Genomic DNA, 17,910 nt, shown 5'->3' with positions numbered 1-17,910 from the left:
GAAAATGGACTTCCCGGTCATCTTATTGGACTATTCAGTCATGTGTTGTTCACGGAACCCTGATCGACCTCATGCCACGCCCTATCCCAAACTATGATTTATATGGAAATCTGCTCTCTGGTGCGTCCCGGGACGCGGTACACTGCGAACGCGTCCGGGAAAGGAGCGCACCACATGATTGGACAATCCGACTTCACCGGCACAAACATCTGGCCCAGTTCTTCCTGTTTGAGACGGCTGGCATCGAAATCACACTGGCGGAAACACGATACCGGACAACCCGGCCTTCGGCGCTGTTTGTGCCACCCGGAACGCCCCACGGCTTCCGGTTTCCGGACAATACCGAAGGAGACGTCCTGACACTGGCTCTCGAAGCACTGGATGCAGATACCGTGTCGCGCATCTCGCTGCTGCCGGATCACGGCGCGACACTCCTGACCGAAGACACCTGCCCGTTCTTTGATGATCTGCGCAGCGTCACCCGGCAGGCACAACGCGTATTTGCTGATGTCCGGCCCGCGCGGAACGAGACGCTGTGTACGCTCGCGCGGTTGCTGGTTCTGCTTTGCCAGTCATCCCTTCAGACAGGGCTTGCAGGTGCGCGGCCTGTAGATGTGCATGAACTGACCCTTCATGAACAGCAGGCGCAGCGGTTCTGCAATCTGCTGGAACATCATTTTCAGGAACCATTGTCGGTCGGAGAGTATGCAAGCCGCACGGGCGTCTCACCAGCACACCTGACGCGCATCTGCCGCCGCCTGCTGAATGCGTCGCCCAATGCGCTTGTGCGTCAGCGCCGGCTTGTTGAGGCACGGCGTCTGCTCGAATTCACCCGGCACCCGGTGACAGAGATCGCCCAGCGCTCTGGGTATCGTGACCCTGCTTTTTTCTGCAGAACCTTTAAAAAGCAGACAGGCATGACACCCGGCGGGTTTCGGATGCGTGTGGGCAGCTGAAACCTGAAACGCGGCTACCCCGCCCCGCGCTCAGCGCATAACAAAGGGGTCGGGGATCGGATCGTCACTGGTGCGCAGCCAGACCGTTTTGACCTTTGTATAGTCCAGCGCCGCCTGCAGCCCGCCTTCCCGGCCATGCCCGCTCAGACCGTGCCCGCCAAAGGGCGCAATCGGACTGACGGCGCGATAGGTGTTCACCCAGACGATACCCGCGTCAATGCCCCGGATCATCCTGTGGGCCCGGGTCAGATCCCGTGTGAATACGCCCGAAGCCAGACCATAGTCGCTGTCATTCGCAATGGCGATCGCTTCGGCTTCGCTGTCAAAGCTCACCACGGAGAGCACCGGCCCGAAAAACTCTTCGGTCAGACAGGGCGCATCCGGCGCGTTCCGGCAATCCAGAACTGTCGGAGGGAAATAGAACCCATCCCTGTCTGACGGCGCACCTCCGGTTACAATCTCCGCACCTACTGCCACAGACCGCTGTACCAGGTCGGTCGCTCGTTCGACCTGCGCAAACGTGCACAGGGGCCCCACTTCCGTGCCTGCATCATCCGGCGCGCCGATCACCACTGCCTCTGCTTTTCGCCGGATGCGCGTCAGAAAGGCATCACAGATACTGTCTTCGATCACCAGGCGGGACCCTGCGACACAGCTCTGGCCTGAGGCGGCAAAAATGCCCGACACCTGCGCATTCACCGCACTTTCCAGATCCGCATCTGCAAAAACGATGAACGGCGATTTGCCCCCCAACTCCAGCGATGTTGATGCAAGATTTTCGGCAGAGTTTCGCACGATGTGCCTCGCCGTCTCCGGACCGCCGGTAAAGGCCACGTGGTCGACGTCCCTGTGGCTGCTGAGCACTGCGCCGCACTCAGGACCAAAACCGGTGATGACATTCAGAACACCCGGCGGAAAACCCGCCTGGTCGAAAATTCGCGCAAATTCCAGCATCGGGGCAGGCCCCTGCTCGGACGCTTTCAGAACGACAGTACAGCCTGCCGCAAGCGCAGGCCCGATTTTGACAGCAGACAGGAAAAGCTGCGAGTTCCAAGGCACCACCGCTGCAACAACGCCAACCGGTTCGCGGCGCATCCAGACCTCCATATCCGGTTTGTCGATCGGCAGATGCGCTCCTTCGATCTTGTCGGCAAGACCGGCATAGTATCGGAAGTATTCGGCAACATAGGCGATCTGCGCCGATGTTTCGCGAATGATCTTGCCCGTATCACGCGTTTCAAGTTCGGCAAGCCGTGGCGCATTTTCTGCAATCATGTCCGCGAGCCTCAGCAGGCATCTGCCCCGCGCCGTGGCTGTCATCCCCGCCCAGTCAGGCGACCGGAACGCGGCACGCGCAGCAGATACCGCAGCCTCCACATCGGGGCCTCTGGCCTCCGGCATCATCGCCCAGGGTTTGCCGCTGGCCGGATCAATACTCTCAAATCGCGCGCTCCCATCCGAGAAAACGCCGCCGATGTATTGCTGAAACTGCTGCATATCCGATCCTTCAGGCAAACGCTGGCATCACATCTGCGATGAACCGTTCCAGCGAGGCCTTTTTCCGCTCGAAACTCATACCACTGTCGATCCAGAAGGAATACTCGTCATACCCCATGTCGGCATAAGTCCGGAGACGGTCAATCGCTGCGTCCGGTGTCGCGATAACATTGTCCCGCATCATCGCTTCAGCAGAATAGAATGGGTGGGCCGCGATTTCCTCATCCGACAAGGGCTGAATCAGCCCCTGTGACACGGGTCGCTCGTTTTTGAACCACGCCCCGAAATAGCAGTAGAAACGGTTGATCTCTTCTGCGGCCTGCTGCGCATCTACCGCGTCAGACGCAATATAGGTGTGGTTCAGCAGCATGATCTCCGGTCGTGGAATATCCGGGAACTTTGCGCAGGCCTCTTCGAACGTCTGCATCAGCCGGGCGATTTCCTCGTCCCCCTGCCACAGCGGCGTCACCTGCACATGACAGCCGTTGGAGACAGCGAATTCATGGCTGTTTGGATCGCGCGCCGCAACCCATATCGGCGGGCCGTCCTGCTGCACCGGCTTAGGCGAAGACGTGGTCTCGGGAAAGCTGTGATACGTGCCTTCAAGTGCGTGATCACCGCGCCACAGCGCCTGAACCGCCGGGACCAGTTCGCGCATGCGCAACCCGGCGTCCCATGCATCCATACCCGGCACCATCCGCTCGTATTCATAGCTATACGCACCGCGCGCGATGCCCAGATCCAGCCGACCGTCGGTGATCAGATCTGCCATGGCTGCCTCACCAGCCAGTCGGATCGGATGCCAGAACGGCGCGATAATGGTCCCCGTCCCAAGGCGAACGTTCTTGGTCTGCCGGGCTAGGTCCACAAGGTTCAGAAAGGGATTGGGCGCGATTGTGAAATCCATGCCGTGATGCTCACCCGTCCAGACCGCATGCATCCCGCCCGCGTCAGCGATTTTGGCGAGCGCCACAAACTGATCATAAAGCGCGCGCTGGTCCTGATCCGGGTCCGTGCGTTCCATGTGCACAAACAATGAAAACCGCATCCGCCTATCCTCCCTGCGAAACCGGGCGCACTTCGCCACTGTTCTGATTTCCGGAATACACTCCAAACTGACCGAGGCTGGTCTCACGTGCCAGCCGTTCCAGCATCGACAGAATGGCCGGATCCGCCACGTCGTCCAGTGCTGTCGGGCTCAGTGGCACAAAAGTCCCGGCGTCCGGAGCTCCCTCACCGGCGTGGCACAGAAAGGAAATATGCTGCCTGCGCCGCGCAGGATCCTCGAAGACTGAATACACGAAGCCCGGCTCTGCCGTGAGCCCGGTGGATGCAATAAGACGTCGCACGGCAGCGGATGCACCATCTGCCTGCACCAATGCTTCCGGCAGCCCCGCACCGCCTGTGCCGCTGTCCACCAGCAGCACATGCCTGTCCCGCAGGATGATTGCCGACACGATCAGGTCTGTCCCGGACGCCAGCAGTTCCTCGCCGATCGATGGGATAACATAGGCGCCGCGCACGTAACCGAGACCTGGTGCCGGCGTGCTGTCGAATCCCTGCACCTGGCCGATCAGAATGATGTGATCACCGGCCTCCACAGTATTGTGCATGCTGCAGTCAAACCAGGCGCTGACGCCTTCCAGAACCGGGGAGCCAAACGGGCCGGATTGCCATTGAACCGACGCAAATCTGTCCTCGACCGGACGCGCGAAGGTATTTGAAACTTCCGTCTGGTCCGCAGACAGGACATTCACAGCGAACCCTTTCGCCTGCGTGAGAGTATCATAATTGCTCGAAGATTTCGCGAGACAGACGAGCAGGAGCGGTGGATCGAGGGATACCGAACTGAAGGAGTTAGCTGTAAAACCAACCGGGTTTCCGTCGCCGTCCAGCGATGTGACAACGGTAACGCCGGTCATGAATGTTCCGAATGCTGAGCGGAGTGCGCGTGGGTCTGGTTGGGTCATGTAACAGCCTCCGGATGCAGCGTGCGGGCCAGCCAGGCGGCCAGGTGCGCGTTCACCTCGTCCGGGGCGGTCAGGTTGATCATATGCCGGTGCCCGGCAATTACTGCGGATTTCCCGCCGGGAACCAGGGATGCCATCTGCCGCGCCATGTCCGGTGTCGAATTCGGATCACCTTCGCCGGTGATTGCAAGAAAGGGGCAGGCAATCTGGCCAAAGGCCGGCGCATAAGTAGCGTCGCCATGCGCAAAGGCCTCATATGCTGTGGCATATCCGTCGGTCTCGACCGTGCCCAGCCAGTGGGCAACCTTTGCCCTGGCCGCTTCTTCGGCAGGGGACGACCCAAACCACCGGGCCAGGGGCGTTTCCAGATCCATCCGTCCGTTTCGGATGTCGCCAGCCCGGTCCAGCACCGCCTGGCGGGCCGTTTCACTGCGCCTGTAGACACCATTCAGCAACGCTGCGCGCCGGACCAGCTGAGGTTGCGTGGCAGCCACACCTCCGGCGATCAAAGCGCCCATGGAATGCCCGGCCAGATTGACCGGACCCTGGCCCAGCGTGTCCAGCACATCCCCGCACCAGGCGACGAACTCCGGCAGACGGCAGTCATGTGGCAACGGTTCGCTGCCACCATGACCCGGCATATCGACCGCTATCACACGGTGTGTTTCAGAAAAGGCCGCGATCTGGGGCGCCCAGGCTGCTGACTGCATGCCCACGCCGTGAATGAGAACAAGCGGCTCGCCCTGCCCCACCGAACGCAGAGCAACGGTGCGCCCGCTCTCAGACAGCTGCAGGGTTGTCAGCGTCATGGCCAAGCTCTCTGAGGTCCTGATATCGATCACCGATCCGGTGATGCGGCCGCCCGCCGACCGAAGCCCCGAGCGCAATCAGGATTTCGTCCGCGGCAGGTGCGTCCGGGATGGATGTCTGGATGGTCAGATAATGTGACCGGCGGCCGGCATCATGTTTGTCCATCAGCGGGATCATAACCGGCGCGTTCGCCGGCCCCCGGGTATTGCAGAACGACAGATAGGATTTCGCGCCAACCGCGTTTCTGTAGTGGTTGCCAAAATGCAGAGTGTGAATAAGCGCAGAGGCGTGCTCGACCTCACCGTTCAGCCCGACCACTGCGGACTTTCCATAGGCTTCCACAACGTCGCCCCCGCCCGCTGCATCAAGGATCATTCCGGTCAGCAACGCGCCCAGACCTGGCGCACAGTCGCGGATTGGCGGTGACAGATCCTCGGTAAAGCCCTGGCCGGCCCAGGGGTTCCGGATCACAGCCATCGCAGCGATCATCCGGAGCGGCGTTGGCGCCTTCTTTCCACCTTCCACAAGGGTCGTTTCAACATTCAGCACAGTTTTTCTGATGTCAGCGGGCATATGCGATTCCGGTCAGATTTTAATACTGTGCGAATATGGTATACCATCATACCATATGTCAATAATCCTTGTTCCGGCGCACCTGCATTGGTATGCAGACGCATGGCAGCTTCCGGGACAGTTCTGAGAAAAATCGAACAGGCGCCGCAGACCCTGCGCGACATTGTGCAGGCACGGATGCGGGAGGCGATTATCGACGGGCACTTTGCCCCTGGTGAACGCCTGGTGGAGCGCCCACTGTGCGAACAGCTCGGCGTGAGCCGTACGGTTGTCCGTGAAACGATCCGTTTTCTTGAGGCAGAAGGTCTGGTTGAGATACTGCCCAACCGCGGACCGGTCGTGGCGACGCTGAGCCGTGATCAGGCAGAGCAGATCTACGAAATCCGCCGCCAGCTGGAGGGATCGGCCGCTGCGGCATGCGCTGACGCCCACCACGAAGCATTTGCCGCTGAACTTACAAGTGCACTGCGACATCTGGAGACCAAACTGGATGACACCCAGTGGGCCGGACTGCTGCAGGCGACCACACGCTTTTACGAACTCATCTTTGAGGCCGCCGGGCACGATATCGCCTGGGAGGTTGTTCAGAGACTGAATGGCCGTATCAGCCGGCTTCGCGCCCTGACCATCGCCGCGCGGGACCGGTCGCGCCCGGGCATTGAGCATCTTCGGGATATCCACGCAGCGATCCTGAGTGGTTCGGCGGACGCCGCCCGGGCCGCTGTTGAGGCCCATATCGCAGACGCCGCGCGCACAGCACGCCCCTTTCTGGAAGACCCGGAGGAGACCGAAGATGGCTAAAGGGTACTGGATCGCTCTGGTGACAGTAACTGACCCGGAACGCTATGCCGGGTACCAGCAGCATGCCCCGGCAGCTTTCGCCGAATATGGCGCAAGGTTTCTGGCACGCGGCGGTGAAGCCGTCACTCTGGAGGGCGATGCATGGCAACGGCATGTCGTGATCGAATTTGACAGTATGGAACGCGCGCTGGCCTGCTACCGTTCGGCTGCATACCAGTCTGCACGGCAGAAACGGGAAGGTGCGTGCCACGCACATGTTGTGATTACAGAGGGCCTTTCGGACGGGTGAACCCGGGACCTGTTCGCGCCCGCACGCCGGTCAGCTGACAGTGTTGATTTCGCGGATCAGCCTGCCCGTTTTGTACAGGATGCCGCGGCAGGTTTGTCACCGGCTGTCAGGCCGCCGTTTTCAACCAGGTCGCTCAAAAAACCTGCGGCGCGCGGAAACGCAACCGTTTCCCCGTCATAGCCCGCAACTGCTTTTTCACGGGCGGCATTGCCGAGACGACGGGCATATCCAGGGTCATCCAGAAGTCGCAAAATAGCTTCCGCGACTTCATCTGTATTGTAGGGATCGACCAGCATCCCGTGCTCCTCGTGGGTCATGAATTCCTCGACCGGCGCCGACCGGGCGCCGACAATGGGTGCGGCGCAGGCCATTGCCTCGACAAAGGACCAGGACAGAACAAAGGGTGCAGACAGGTAAAGATGGGCATCAGATGCCCGGAGAAAGCCGATCATCGCCGATCGTGGCACAAGACCCGTGAAATGCAGACGCGAGGGGTCTATCTCCAGCTCTGCGAGCATCCGTTCTTTCCACGACGGCCCGTCGTTTTGTGGACCATACGCCACGCGGTCGCCTGCAATAATAACGACATGTGTATCCGGTCTTTTTGCCAGCAGCCGTTCCGCAGCCCTCATCACTTCTGGGAAGCCGCGGGTCGGCTCCATGCCGCGGGCAATGTAAGTGACCAGTTTTGCATCATCCGGGATACCCGCCGCTTCCGGAAAGGACAGATCGCGTGGCCCGGGGCAATGCGCCCTTGTATCAAAGCCATCACTCAGCACCGTAATGTAGTCTCGCGCCTTTGGCGGAAAGGTCGAGGCCTGGTATTCGGTCGGACAGATGGTTGCGTCTGCAGCGCTGAAATCCAGCCAGAACGGAGCGTTGCGGGTACGGGCTCTGGCGCTTTCTTCCACGGGGTGCTGCGCCTTGAAATAGGGTGTCCCGTCCGCGTGCGGGTAATTGTAGTACCACTCTGCGTACTGCACGTATTTTGCGTCCGGCCAGACATCCTTAACGTAGAACCCGACGCCCCAACCGGAATGAGCGACAACGATATCCGGCCGGTAACCGCTCTCCTGCAGTGAAATTGCGGTGCGTACCATACCCTGGCCGGCGATGACGGCGCGTTCGGTTCCGGTCAGGTAGTGATGTGTGCCGGATGACGGCGCGCGATGCTCGCGGAAATTGACGATCCGCATGTCCGCCGACCGCACGCCCTGCCGCGCCGTCGCATAGGTGACATCCCATCCCTGTTCCGCCAGCCATGTGGCGAATCGTCCGAACTGCGCGGGAAAGTTTTTATGGATGAACAGAATCTTCATGAACCGGTAACTTTCTGCGTGAATATTCCCGCCAGCCGAATTGATGTCTCCGGCCCGGGAATAACGCGCAAAGATTTATCTTAAGTTATCAGAACAATAGAACGATCCAGCCCGCCTGACCTGCAGCAGTGGGCCGGGTGAGGCCGTTTTTTTACCTCCTGTTAACAGTTTTGCTCTCTTATGCAGGCGCTGCGGCGTTGTTTGCCGCGCATGGTGAGTGGAATTTGGTAATGAGTGATGGGTCAGCGAAGCCTGGCGCCGGTGCGAATGCACGCGTGGCGGCAGAGCTGAAATCAAAATCGGAAAAAGAATCTGCAACGCTGCAGAATCAGGGCTCAACCGGTGGTGCCGACGCGCAGGTCGGCGCAGCCGGGGCATCGTTTCTGGGCGCTCTTTCCGTATTTGATCAGGCCGACGCTCAGACACAGATTCCCGAAGAAGATCCATCCCCCGCAAAACCCGAAGAACCGGGCGCAGCCCCTGCTTCTGGAGGTGAGTTTGCAGACATATCTGAAGCGGTCCAATCTGCAGCCGGGCCGGGCACAGGTGGTGTGCGGGCATCGGGCAACACCCCTGATACGCAGACGCCGCAAACATCCACTGTGCCTGCCGCACAGGCCGCTGGCACGGTGCCCCCTTCCCGATCAGAACCGGACGAACCGGAAGCACCTGAGGTATCCGCTGCCGCACAGGTTCAACCTGATACACCAGGTGAAACCCAGCAATCTGCCCGCTCAGACGATGCCGCTGACACAGAAGCGGAAGTGCCGATGGCAGCTCAGGAACCGGTGCCACAGGGAGACGGCAACGATACATTTGTCATCGAGGACAACTTTGATGACGACACGATTGACGGCGGCGAAGATGGCCTGGATCAGGACAAAATTGATCTGGATGCGCTTTCCGGCCCTGTCACTGTTACCTACACCGGCGATGAGGCCGGACAGATCACGGACGGCACAAACACAATCGCCTTCAACGGGATTGAGCAGCTCGACCTCACCTATTTTGCAGATGTTGTCATCGGTGGCGCTGACAGTGCAGGCATGCGCATTGATACCGGCGCGGGCAATGACACAGCTGACGGCGGCGCCGGAGACGATTTCATCGCCGGACGGGCCGGAGATGATAAGATCAGCGGTGGCGCAGGCAATGACACCCTTTCTGGCGGCACAGGCGACGATCTGCTGATTGCTGATGGCGGCGATGACCTGCTTTCGGGTGGTGACGGATCAGACACGGTTTCATTTTCCGGCAACCGGGATGACTATACGATCACCGAAACAAGTGATGGCGTCACTGTCTCGGATAACCGGTCCGGTGCACCGGACGGTGACGATACCGTCACAGGGGCCGAAGTGTTCCGCTTCGCAGATGGTGACATTGCGGCAGCGATCGTGACAAACACAGCGCCCACAGACATCATTATGACGGGCGGCACAGTCAACGAGAGCGTGGATGACGGTGGTTCAATAACAGCCGCCTACGATCCATCGGGCGAAACGGTCGCAACACTTGCTACCGTCGATTCAAATGCCGGCGACGCGCACACCTACAGCCTGGTGTCCGATCCGTCCGGGAAATTCGAGATTGTGGGTAATGAGATCCGCGTCCGGGCGGGTCAGGACATCAATTTCGAAACCGACAGCAGCTTTGATCTCACCGTGCGGACGTTCGATCAGGCCGGTGCAATCTATGACGAAGTTCTGACAATCAACGTCGTTGATTTTCAGGGTGCATACACCGCTGGGAACACCGGCGAGACAGTTACCGGCACATCTGAACAGGATTCCGTTTCGGGCGGGAACGGCAATGATGTGATTGACGGCGGTGACGGCAATGACACGCTCTCAGCTGGTGAAGGCAACAACACGGTCTCGGGCGGTGCGGGCGATGACAGCCTGACATCCGGGGCAGGCGATGATCTTGTGTCGGGCGGCACCGGCAATGACACCGTCAACGCCGCAGGCGGAGACGATACCATTTCTGGCGGCACAGGCGACGACAGCCTGATCGGCGCTGCAGGAGATGACCAGATTGACGGCGGCACAGGGGCTGACACGCTGCTGGGCAGCGAAGGATCCGATACCCTTGATGGCGGTGACGGAAACGACAGTCTGACCGGCGGTCAGGACAATGACAGCCTGTCCGGTGGTGCCGGGAATGATACGCTGATCGGTTCTGATGGCGCAGATACTCTGGACGGCGGTGCCGGCGATGACAGCATCCTCGGCGGAGATGACGCCGACACGCTGGTTCTGACAGACGGTTTCGGAAACGACACCTTCTCAGGCGGCGGTGGCGGCAATGACAGCGACGTCATCGATACGTCCGGCCTCTCCGGTCCCGTGACGGTCACCTACACCGGTGATGAGGAAGGGACGATCACGGATGGCTCGGACACCCTGACCTTCTCAGATGTTGAGCAGGTCATTCTGACGGACCAGAACGACAGCGTGGATGCAACCGCTGACGGCGTTGGCGTGATTGCCGAGGGCGGACGCGGAGAAGATACCCTGACCGGCGGCAGCGGAAACGATACCCTGATCGGTGGCGACCAGGGCGACAGCATATCCGGTGGTGCAGGTGACGATTCCATCACGATAGATGCAGTCACCAGCTTTGGCGACGACGATTGGGTCGATGGCGGCACGGGCAACGATACGATTGTCTCTTCTGAAAACGATGCCGGGTCGAGTGATACAGTCTTCGGCGGCGACGGTGATGATGTCATCAGCCTTGCCGGCGGCCGTAACGAAATCAGTGGCGGCGATGGACAGGATACTGTCACGGGCGGGCGGCACAGCGACACGATTGACGGCGGCAGCGGCGATGACTCTCTGCACGGCGGCGACGGGAACGATACAATCCGCAGCGGCTCCGGCAACGACACCATCGATGGTGGCAACGACGCCGATACGTTCATTCTCGAAGATGGTTTCGGCGATGACACGATCACCGGTGGAGAAGGCGGCACAGATGATGACGTCATCGACCTGTCGGGGCTGAGCGGCCCGGTCACGGTAACTTATACCGGTGATGAAGCCGGTACGATCACGGATGGTGCGGACACGATCACCTTCTCGGAAGTTGAGCGGCTGATCCTGACGGACGGCGCGGATGTGGTGGACGCAACCGCTGACACCCAGGGTGTGAACATTGATGCCGGTGATGGCGATGATGAACTGGTGACCTCCGCAGGGTCCGATACACTTGAGGGCGGCTCAGGAAACGACACCTTTGTGATCATTGACACCTCCGGCACCGGTCACACCATACGCGGGGGTACGCAGGACGACGCGGTCGTTTTTGATGGCACCGAAGCGACTGTCAGTTTCACAGGTGATGGTCAGGGCACCTTTACGACCGCAGACGGCGGGTCCGGTACCTTTGAGAGCGTCGAGGAAGTTTTTGGCGTAAGCGGTGACAACGTCATTGATGCCAGCAGCGACAGCTTGGGCGTTCTGGTCTCCACCGAGGGTGGCGCAGACAGCGTGACCGGTGGCAGTGGCGGCGACAATCTGTTCACAGGCGCGGGCGACGATACAGTTGCGGGCAATGACGGTGACGATGTGATCTGGTCCGGTACCGGCAGCGACAGCGTTGACGGAGGTGCAGGTGCGGACAACATCGATGCAGAAGCAGGGGATGACACTATTCTCGGTCAGGCGGGCGATGATACCGTTTATGCTGGCGCGGGCGCTGACGATATATCAGGCGGGTCGGGCGCGGATGAGCTCTATGGCGACGATGACGCGGATACGTTCCGCATAGAAGACGGCTTCGGGAACGACACCATCACCGGCGGCGAAGGCGGCACGGACAGTGATACGATCGACCTCGCAGCGCTGAGCGGCCCGGTAACGGTGACCTATACCGGCGATGAAGCCGGCACGATCACGGACGGGACAGACACCATTGCTTTTTCGGAAACGGAGAGTCTGACGCTGACCGATAATGCGGATGTGTTTGATGCCTTCTCCGACGGCGCTGGCGTATCGGTCGCGGCCGGAGCAGGCGATGATACGCTGACCGGCGGAACCGGGGCGGACAATATCGACGGGGGAACGGGTAACGACCTGATAGACGGATCCGGCAGCGCTCTGCCCGATCCGATCATCCGGATGTCCTTCGAGGACGGCGCCTCTTTGACTGCTGCCGACAGCAGCGGAAACGGGCACGACGGTATCTACCAGGGCGGCGCTGCAGCGGGCGGCAGCGGATGGAACGGTGGCGGTGCAGCTGTCGTTCTGGACGGTGTGGACGATTTTGTCGAAATCGCCGACAGCCCGGATTTTGATCTGACCTCCGGTACAGTTTCGATCCGTTTCAACGCGAATGACATCGGCGAATCCGGCGACGACACGCTGTTCTCGCGGGACAGCACAAATTTCGACGGTGGTGGGCACATCGACGCATATGTGCGCGGCGACGGCAGTGTGGCCGTGCGCCTGCAAAGCGACACCAACAGCTATACGATTTCCTCTGACCCCGGTCTCGTCGGTGATGGTACATGGCATCATGTCGCCGTCAGTTTCGGACCTGATGGTATCCGCCTCTATGTTGACGGCGTCGAAGCCGGCAGCGGTTCTTTCTCCGGTGGTATCGACGGCAACGACGAACCCTGGACACTGGGTGCCAGCCAGATACGGTCCGGCGATGGGACTGCTGACAATCTGGAAGACTTCTTCAACGGTCAACTGGACGAATTCATCGTTTACGGTGAACAGCTGGACGCATCTGAAGTTGCGTCAGTGCACACCAACGGCGCGGCCGGCGCGGGGGATACTCTTTCCGGTGGAGCCGGAAATGACACTCTGACCAGTGCCGCAGGAGCCGACATTCTCGATGGTGGCGATGACGCAGACACCTTCACTCTTACGGATGGCTTCGGAAATGACACGATAACCGGTGGCGAAGGTGGTACAGACAGCGACTTGATTGATGCCTCAGGTCTGACCGGGCCCGTTACGGTCACTTACACCGGCGACGAAGCAGGCGCGATCACGGATGGCACGGACACAATTACCTTTTCGGAAGTTGAACGTCTGATACTGACCGATCAGGCCGACGTTGTGGATGCGACAGCGGACAGCGTGGGCGTTAATATCGATGCCGGCGACGGGGACGACACTATCGTGGGTGGCAGCGGCGACGACTCGCTTCAGGGCTTCAACGGAAACGACCAGGTCACTGGCGGTACCGGCAGCGATACTCTGCACGGTTGGTCCGGCACCGACACGCTGGATGGCGGCTCGGGCGACGATGAGGTCTACGGCGGCGGGGGTGATGATATCGTCCACGGCGGCAGCGGAAACGACACAATAACCGGCTGGACCGGAAACGACACTCTTTATGGCGGCATTGGCGATGACTTCATCGATGGTGAGGACGACGCTGACACATTCATTGTCGAAGACGGGTTCGGGAATGACACTATTGTCGGTGGCGAATTCACATCAACCGGAACCGACGATGACGTAATCGATCTATCAGCGCTCACGGGCCCGGTCACTGTGACCTACACGGGAGACGAGGCGGGAACGATCACCGATGGCACGAATACGATCACCTTCTCAGAGGTTGAGCGGCTGATTCTGACGGAACACGCGGACGTCGTAGATGCTCGTCTGGATACGGCCGGGATCGACATCACGGCGCTTGGCGGGGCCGACACCATCACGGGTGGCGACGGCGGCGACGTTATCAACAGCGGCGACGGCGATGACCTCGTTTTTTCGGGTCATGGCGACGATACGGTGTTTGGCGAAGCCGGAAATGATACACTTTCTGACGGCCTTGATTTCGGAGAAGGTAGAGGCGCGGACCAGTTTTACGGCGGCGATGGCGAAGACGCGATTTACAGCGGCAGGGACGGTGATACGGTCGATGGTGGCGAGGATTCCGATACCGTTTATTTCCACGACCGCGACTCTGGCGCGACGAATGTCCTGACGGATAGCGGGACCACAGGCACGGACCAAATCGTGCTTGACTCGGGTCCGGGCACCTATGCCATGCAGGGTGATTTCTCGGCGGCGCAGGGCTTTGAGATCATCGACGGCAGTGCTGCTGCCGACGACACGCTGACGACAAACGACGCGAACGCCAATTTCGATTTCACCGGCATCACCCTGATCGACATCGACGAGATCGAGGGTACAAACAACAGCGATACGATCATTGGCTCAACCAGTGATGATTTCATTGATGGGCTCGACGGAAACGACTCCCTTGTCGGTGGCGCCGGCGATGACACGCTCGATGGCGATGGGGGTAACGACACCCTCGAAGGCGGCGCGGGCAACGATACTCTATACGCAGATGAAGGTGACGACAGTCTCAGCGGCGGTGAAGGTGACGACGAACTTCATTCGGGCACAGGCAATGACACGCTCGATGGTGGCGCGGACAATGACCGGTTCGACGTCGATGTCGACGATGGTGCAGTAACCGTCATTGGCGGCACCGGCAGCGACACGCTTGCGTGGACTGGTTCTGCTGCGACAAATGTGACCCTGACAAACGACGAAAATGGATCCTTCACCGACTCTGACGGTGGCAGCGGATCCTTTTCCGGCATCGACGTATTTGCGACGGGTCGGGGGAACGACTATTTCGACGCGACGGCCTCCACAGATGGCGTTGTTGCGTTTGGCGAGTATGGCGACGACACGCTTCTGGGCGGAACCGGCAACGACACCCTGCGCGGGTGGCAAGAAAATGATTCCATTGATGGTGGCGCGGGCAACGACAGGGTGCTGGGTGACCACGGGAATGACTCGCTTGCTGGTGGGGCTGGCAACGATACGGTTTGGGGTGGTACCGGCAACGACACGCTACTTGGCGGCACGGGCGCAGACGAGCTTGATGGCGGCGACGATGCAGACAGTTTCCTCGTCGAGGACGGTTTCGGCAACGACACGATCACGGGCGGTGAAGGCGGCACAGATGACGATGTCGTTGATCTCTCCGCGTTGACCGGTCCGGTAACGGTCACCTATACCGGCGACGAGGCCGGCACAATTTCAGACGGCACCGACACGATCACATTCTCCGAGGTCGAGAGGTTAGTCCTGACAGATCAGGCCGATGTGGTGGATGCCACATCGGACAGTATCGGTGTATCTGTCGACGCAGGTGATGGAGCTGACACGGTCATTGGCGGCTCTGGTAGCGACACAATAGACGGCGGCCTCGGCTTTGACAGTATTTACGGCGAAGCAGGGGACGACGTGCTTCATACCGGTGCAGGAGGTGCGCGTATTTTTGGCGGTGCCGGCAGCGATACCGTTTTTGCAACCGATGGTGCGGGCTATGCCAATATTCGCCTTGGAGATGGGATCGGTGATGCCGATGTCGTCTACGCATATGCTGATTCCCACCAAGTCTACCTCGACACGGACGATTCGGTCTTTGGTGACAACGCGGCGAACTACCTTGAAGTCCGCTATGATGCGGCGGGTGGCTCCGCGACGTTGGCCGACGGGGCGAACTTCTCACTGGTTGACGAGTTTTACCTCGACGACGGTGACTATGTGATTGACCTGACGACCGCGAGCCATGGTACCAACGTTTTTGTAACCGGCGGCACGGTCGGCAGTGAGATCATCGGCTCAACACATGATGACTGGATCGAAGGAGATCTCGGCGACGATACGCTGCGCGGCGGTGCTGGCAACGACTACATCGCCGGAGATGACTCTGGCGACACCGGCAACGACGTTCTCGAAGGCGGTGCGGGCAATGATTACATTGTCGGCGGTGGCGGGGAAGACCTGATCTCTGGCGGAACGGGAAATGATACTCTCCTCGGGGGCGATGACGCCGACACTTTCATTGTCGCGGACAGCTTCGGCAACGACACCATCACCGGCGGCGAAGGCGGCACGGATGATGACGTTATCGACCTTTCCGCCCTGACCGGCCCGGTCACGGTGACATACACCGGCAACGAAGCAGGGACGATCACCGATGGCTCCGATACGATAACCTTCTCCGAGATTGAACGTCTCGTCCTGACGGACCAGGCGGATGTGGTGGATGCCTCAGCGGACAACGTCGGGATCACACTCGATGCCGGTGCCGGCAATGACACCATTACTGGCACAAATCAGGAAGACTCGATCTTTGGCGGTGCCGGTGACGACGTAATCTACAGCAAGCGGGACAATGACACCGTGGACGGTGGTGAAGGGTCGGACATCGTGTTCCTGAACTCCACTGATGGGGGTGCGCCCAATACGCTGACAGACAGCGGCACATCCGGTACGGACAGAATTGTCCTGGAAGATGACGGTTCAAACGACACGTACCGCATCCAGAGCACATTCTCTGCCGCTGATGGCTTCGAGATCATTGATGGCAGCGCAATTTCCGGCGAGGAGCTGGGCACCAGATGGGCGGCAGCCGATTTCGATTTCACCGGTGTGACGCTGATCGGTGTTGACGAAATTATCGGCACCAGCAGCAATGATACAATTGTCGGATCCGGAGGGGACGACAAAATCTCCGGCCTTGATGGCAATGACATCCTGTCCGGTGGTGCGGGCAATGATACGCTCACAGGCGGAGAAGGCAGTGATCTTATAAACGGTGGCGATGATGCTGATCTGATCTATGTGTCTTCCACCACTTCCGGGACCGATACCATTGACGGTGGCGAAGGTGGTACAGACAACGATACGCTCTCTGGCGCCGGTGAAAGCACCAATGGGATGCGCGTCGTGTTTTCCGGTAACGAAGCGGGTGACGTCACCGTTGGTTCCGGAACGGCCGGTTTCACCAATATCGAAAACATCGAAGGCACGGCATTCGATGACACCATCGATGCCTGGAACGATTCCAGTGGTCTGGGCCTGAATACCGGCGACGGGAACGACTACGTTTCGGGAGGCGACGGGTCCGATACAATTGACGGCGGCGGTGGAAATGACACCCTTTATGGTAATGGCGGCGACGACCTGATCAACGGTGGCGACGGGAACGATGTGATCCAGGGCAGATGGGGAGATGACACGATCGATGCCGGCGCTGGTGATGACCGCATTGAGATATCCGAATCTGCTGAAACGGATTCCGTCGACGGCGGCGCAGGGACCGATGTCCTTGACTTTGTCGGCTGGGAAAACCTCAATGTCGCCTTCACCGGGGACGGCACGGGCTCCTATAATTACACCGGCTCCGGCGGCGCGGACGGCACCTTCACGGGAATCGAAGCCATTGACGGCACCTACTACGATGACACGGTTGACCTCGGCGGTCACACCTCCGGCGCGTCGGTCTTCACAAATGACGGTGACGACCAGATTATCGGCGGATCGGGGGATGATTTCCTCTCTGGCGGCTCCGGCAATGATGCCTTTACCGTCGCGGCCATGCAGGGCAACGACACAGTAGACGGTGGCAGCTCATGGACTGATGTGCTTCAGCTGGACGGCATAGGCGCTGGTGCAACCTCCGTCAGCGGTGACACCGTGGATGGGGACGGCTGGACGCTCGTGCTGGACGGAGGACACAGCGTCACGTCTCTCAACAGTGGCGTCCTGGAACTTTCGAGCGACGCATCCGGTATCGTCACCTTCGATGATGGCGGATCAGTTTCCTTCACCGACCTTGAACGTGTCACCTGGTGAACGCACTGAATTAGCTTAAATTTAAGGTCTGATGGCTACTAAGCTGTGTCTGGAGCAGCT

The 17,910-nt window shown here is 59.8% G+C and carries 10 protein-coding genes; 4 read left to right on the top strand and 6 right to left on the bottom strand.

Features of this window, described 5'->3' with window-relative positions:
* The first annotated feature begins 71 nt into the window (after positions 1 to 71).
* Positions 72 to 956, top strand: coding sequence for a helix-turn-helix domain-containing protein (locus AB4K19_RS18845; protein WP_375229774.1), 885 nt, complete (start codon positions 72 to 74; stop codon positions 954 to 956).
* A gap of 30 nt (positions 957 to 986) precedes the next feature.
* On the opposite strand, the gene AB4K19_RS18840 is transcribed toward AB4K19_RS18845, so the two are convergent.
* The 5 genes from AB4K19_RS18840 to AB4K19_RS18820 are packed head-to-tail and all read right to left on the bottom strand — an operon-like array spanning position 987 to position 5,806.
* On the bottom strand, positions 987 to 2,453 hold the full coding sequence (locus AB4K19_RS18840) for an aldehyde dehydrogenase (RefSeq protein ID WP_375229773.1): 1,467 nt from the start codon (positions 2,451 to 2,453) through the stop codon (positions 987 to 989).
* Positions 2,454 to 2,463: 10 nt separating this feature from the next.
* Positions 2,464 to 3,501, bottom strand: coding sequence for an LLM class flavin-dependent oxidoreductase (locus tag AB4K19_RS18835; RefSeq protein ID WP_375229772.1), 1,038 nt, complete (start codon positions 3,499 to 3,501; stop codon positions 2,464 to 2,466).
* 4 nt (positions 3,502 to 3,505) lie between these two features.
* Entirely contained in the window at positions 3,506 to 4,423 is a 918-nt protein-coding gene (locus tag AB4K19_RS18830; protein ID WP_375229771.1) for a flavin reductase, read from the bottom strand.
* Positions 4,420 to 5,232, bottom strand: a complete 813-nt coding sequence (locus AB4K19_RS18825; protein WP_375229770.1) for an alpha/beta fold hydrolase — start codon at positions 5,230 to 5,232, stop codon at positions 4,420 to 4,422. The genes AB4K19_RS18830 and AB4K19_RS18825 overlap by 4 nt, the downstream gene beginning before the upstream one ends.
* Complete coding sequence (locus tag AB4K19_RS18820; RefSeq protein ID WP_375229769.1) at positions 5,204 to 5,806, bottom strand: amino acid synthesis family protein; 603 nt, start codon at positions 5,804 to 5,806, stop codon at positions 5,204 to 5,206. Before AB4K19_RS18820 ends, AB4K19_RS18825 begins: the two co-directional genes overlap by 29 nt.
* A 102-nt stretch (positions 5,807 to 5,908) precedes the next feature.
* Between AB4K19_RS18820 and AB4K19_RS18815 the strand changes: the two genes are divergently transcribed.
* Complete coding sequence (locus tag AB4K19_RS18815) at positions 5,909 to 6,607, top strand: GntR family transcriptional regulator (protein WP_375229768.1); 699 nt, start codon at positions 5,909 to 5,911, stop codon at positions 6,605 to 6,607.
* On the top strand, positions 6,600 to 6,896 hold the full coding sequence (locus AB4K19_RS18810; protein ID WP_375229767.1) for a DUF1330 domain-containing protein: 297 nt from the start codon (positions 6,600 to 6,602) through the stop codon (positions 6,894 to 6,896). Before AB4K19_RS18815 ends, AB4K19_RS18810 begins: the two co-directional genes overlap by 8 nt.
* A gap of 56 nt (positions 6,897 to 6,952) precedes the next feature.
* Here AB4K19_RS18810 and AB4K19_RS18805 read toward each other — a convergent pair whose 3' ends face one another.
* The gene (locus AB4K19_RS18805; RefSeq protein WP_375229766.1) at positions 6,953 to 8,215 is read right to left on the bottom strand and encodes a glycosyltransferase; all 1,263 of its coding nucleotides are present in this window, start codon (positions 8,213 to 8,215) and stop codon (positions 6,953 to 6,955) included.
* A gap of 230 nt (positions 8,216 to 8,445) precedes the next feature.
* On the opposite strand from AB4K19_RS18805, the gene AB4K19_RS18800 reads away from it, so the two are divergent.
* Positions 8,446 to 17,850: a LamG domain-containing protein gene (locus tag AB4K19_RS18800; protein WP_436398545.1), complete on the top strand. Its 9,405-nt coding sequence runs from the start codon at positions 8,446 to 8,448 to the stop codon at positions 17,848 to 17,850.
* Positions 17,851 to 17,910: the final 60 nt, after the last annotated feature.

The organism is Roseobacter phycocola (assembly GCF_042055075.2).
Classification (GTDB): Bacteria; Pseudomonadota; Alphaproteobacteria; order Rhodobacterales; family Rhodobacteraceae; genus Roseobacter.
Note: the sequence above shows the minus strand (reverse complement) of the source record. Positions and strands in the feature narration are given on the sequence as shown.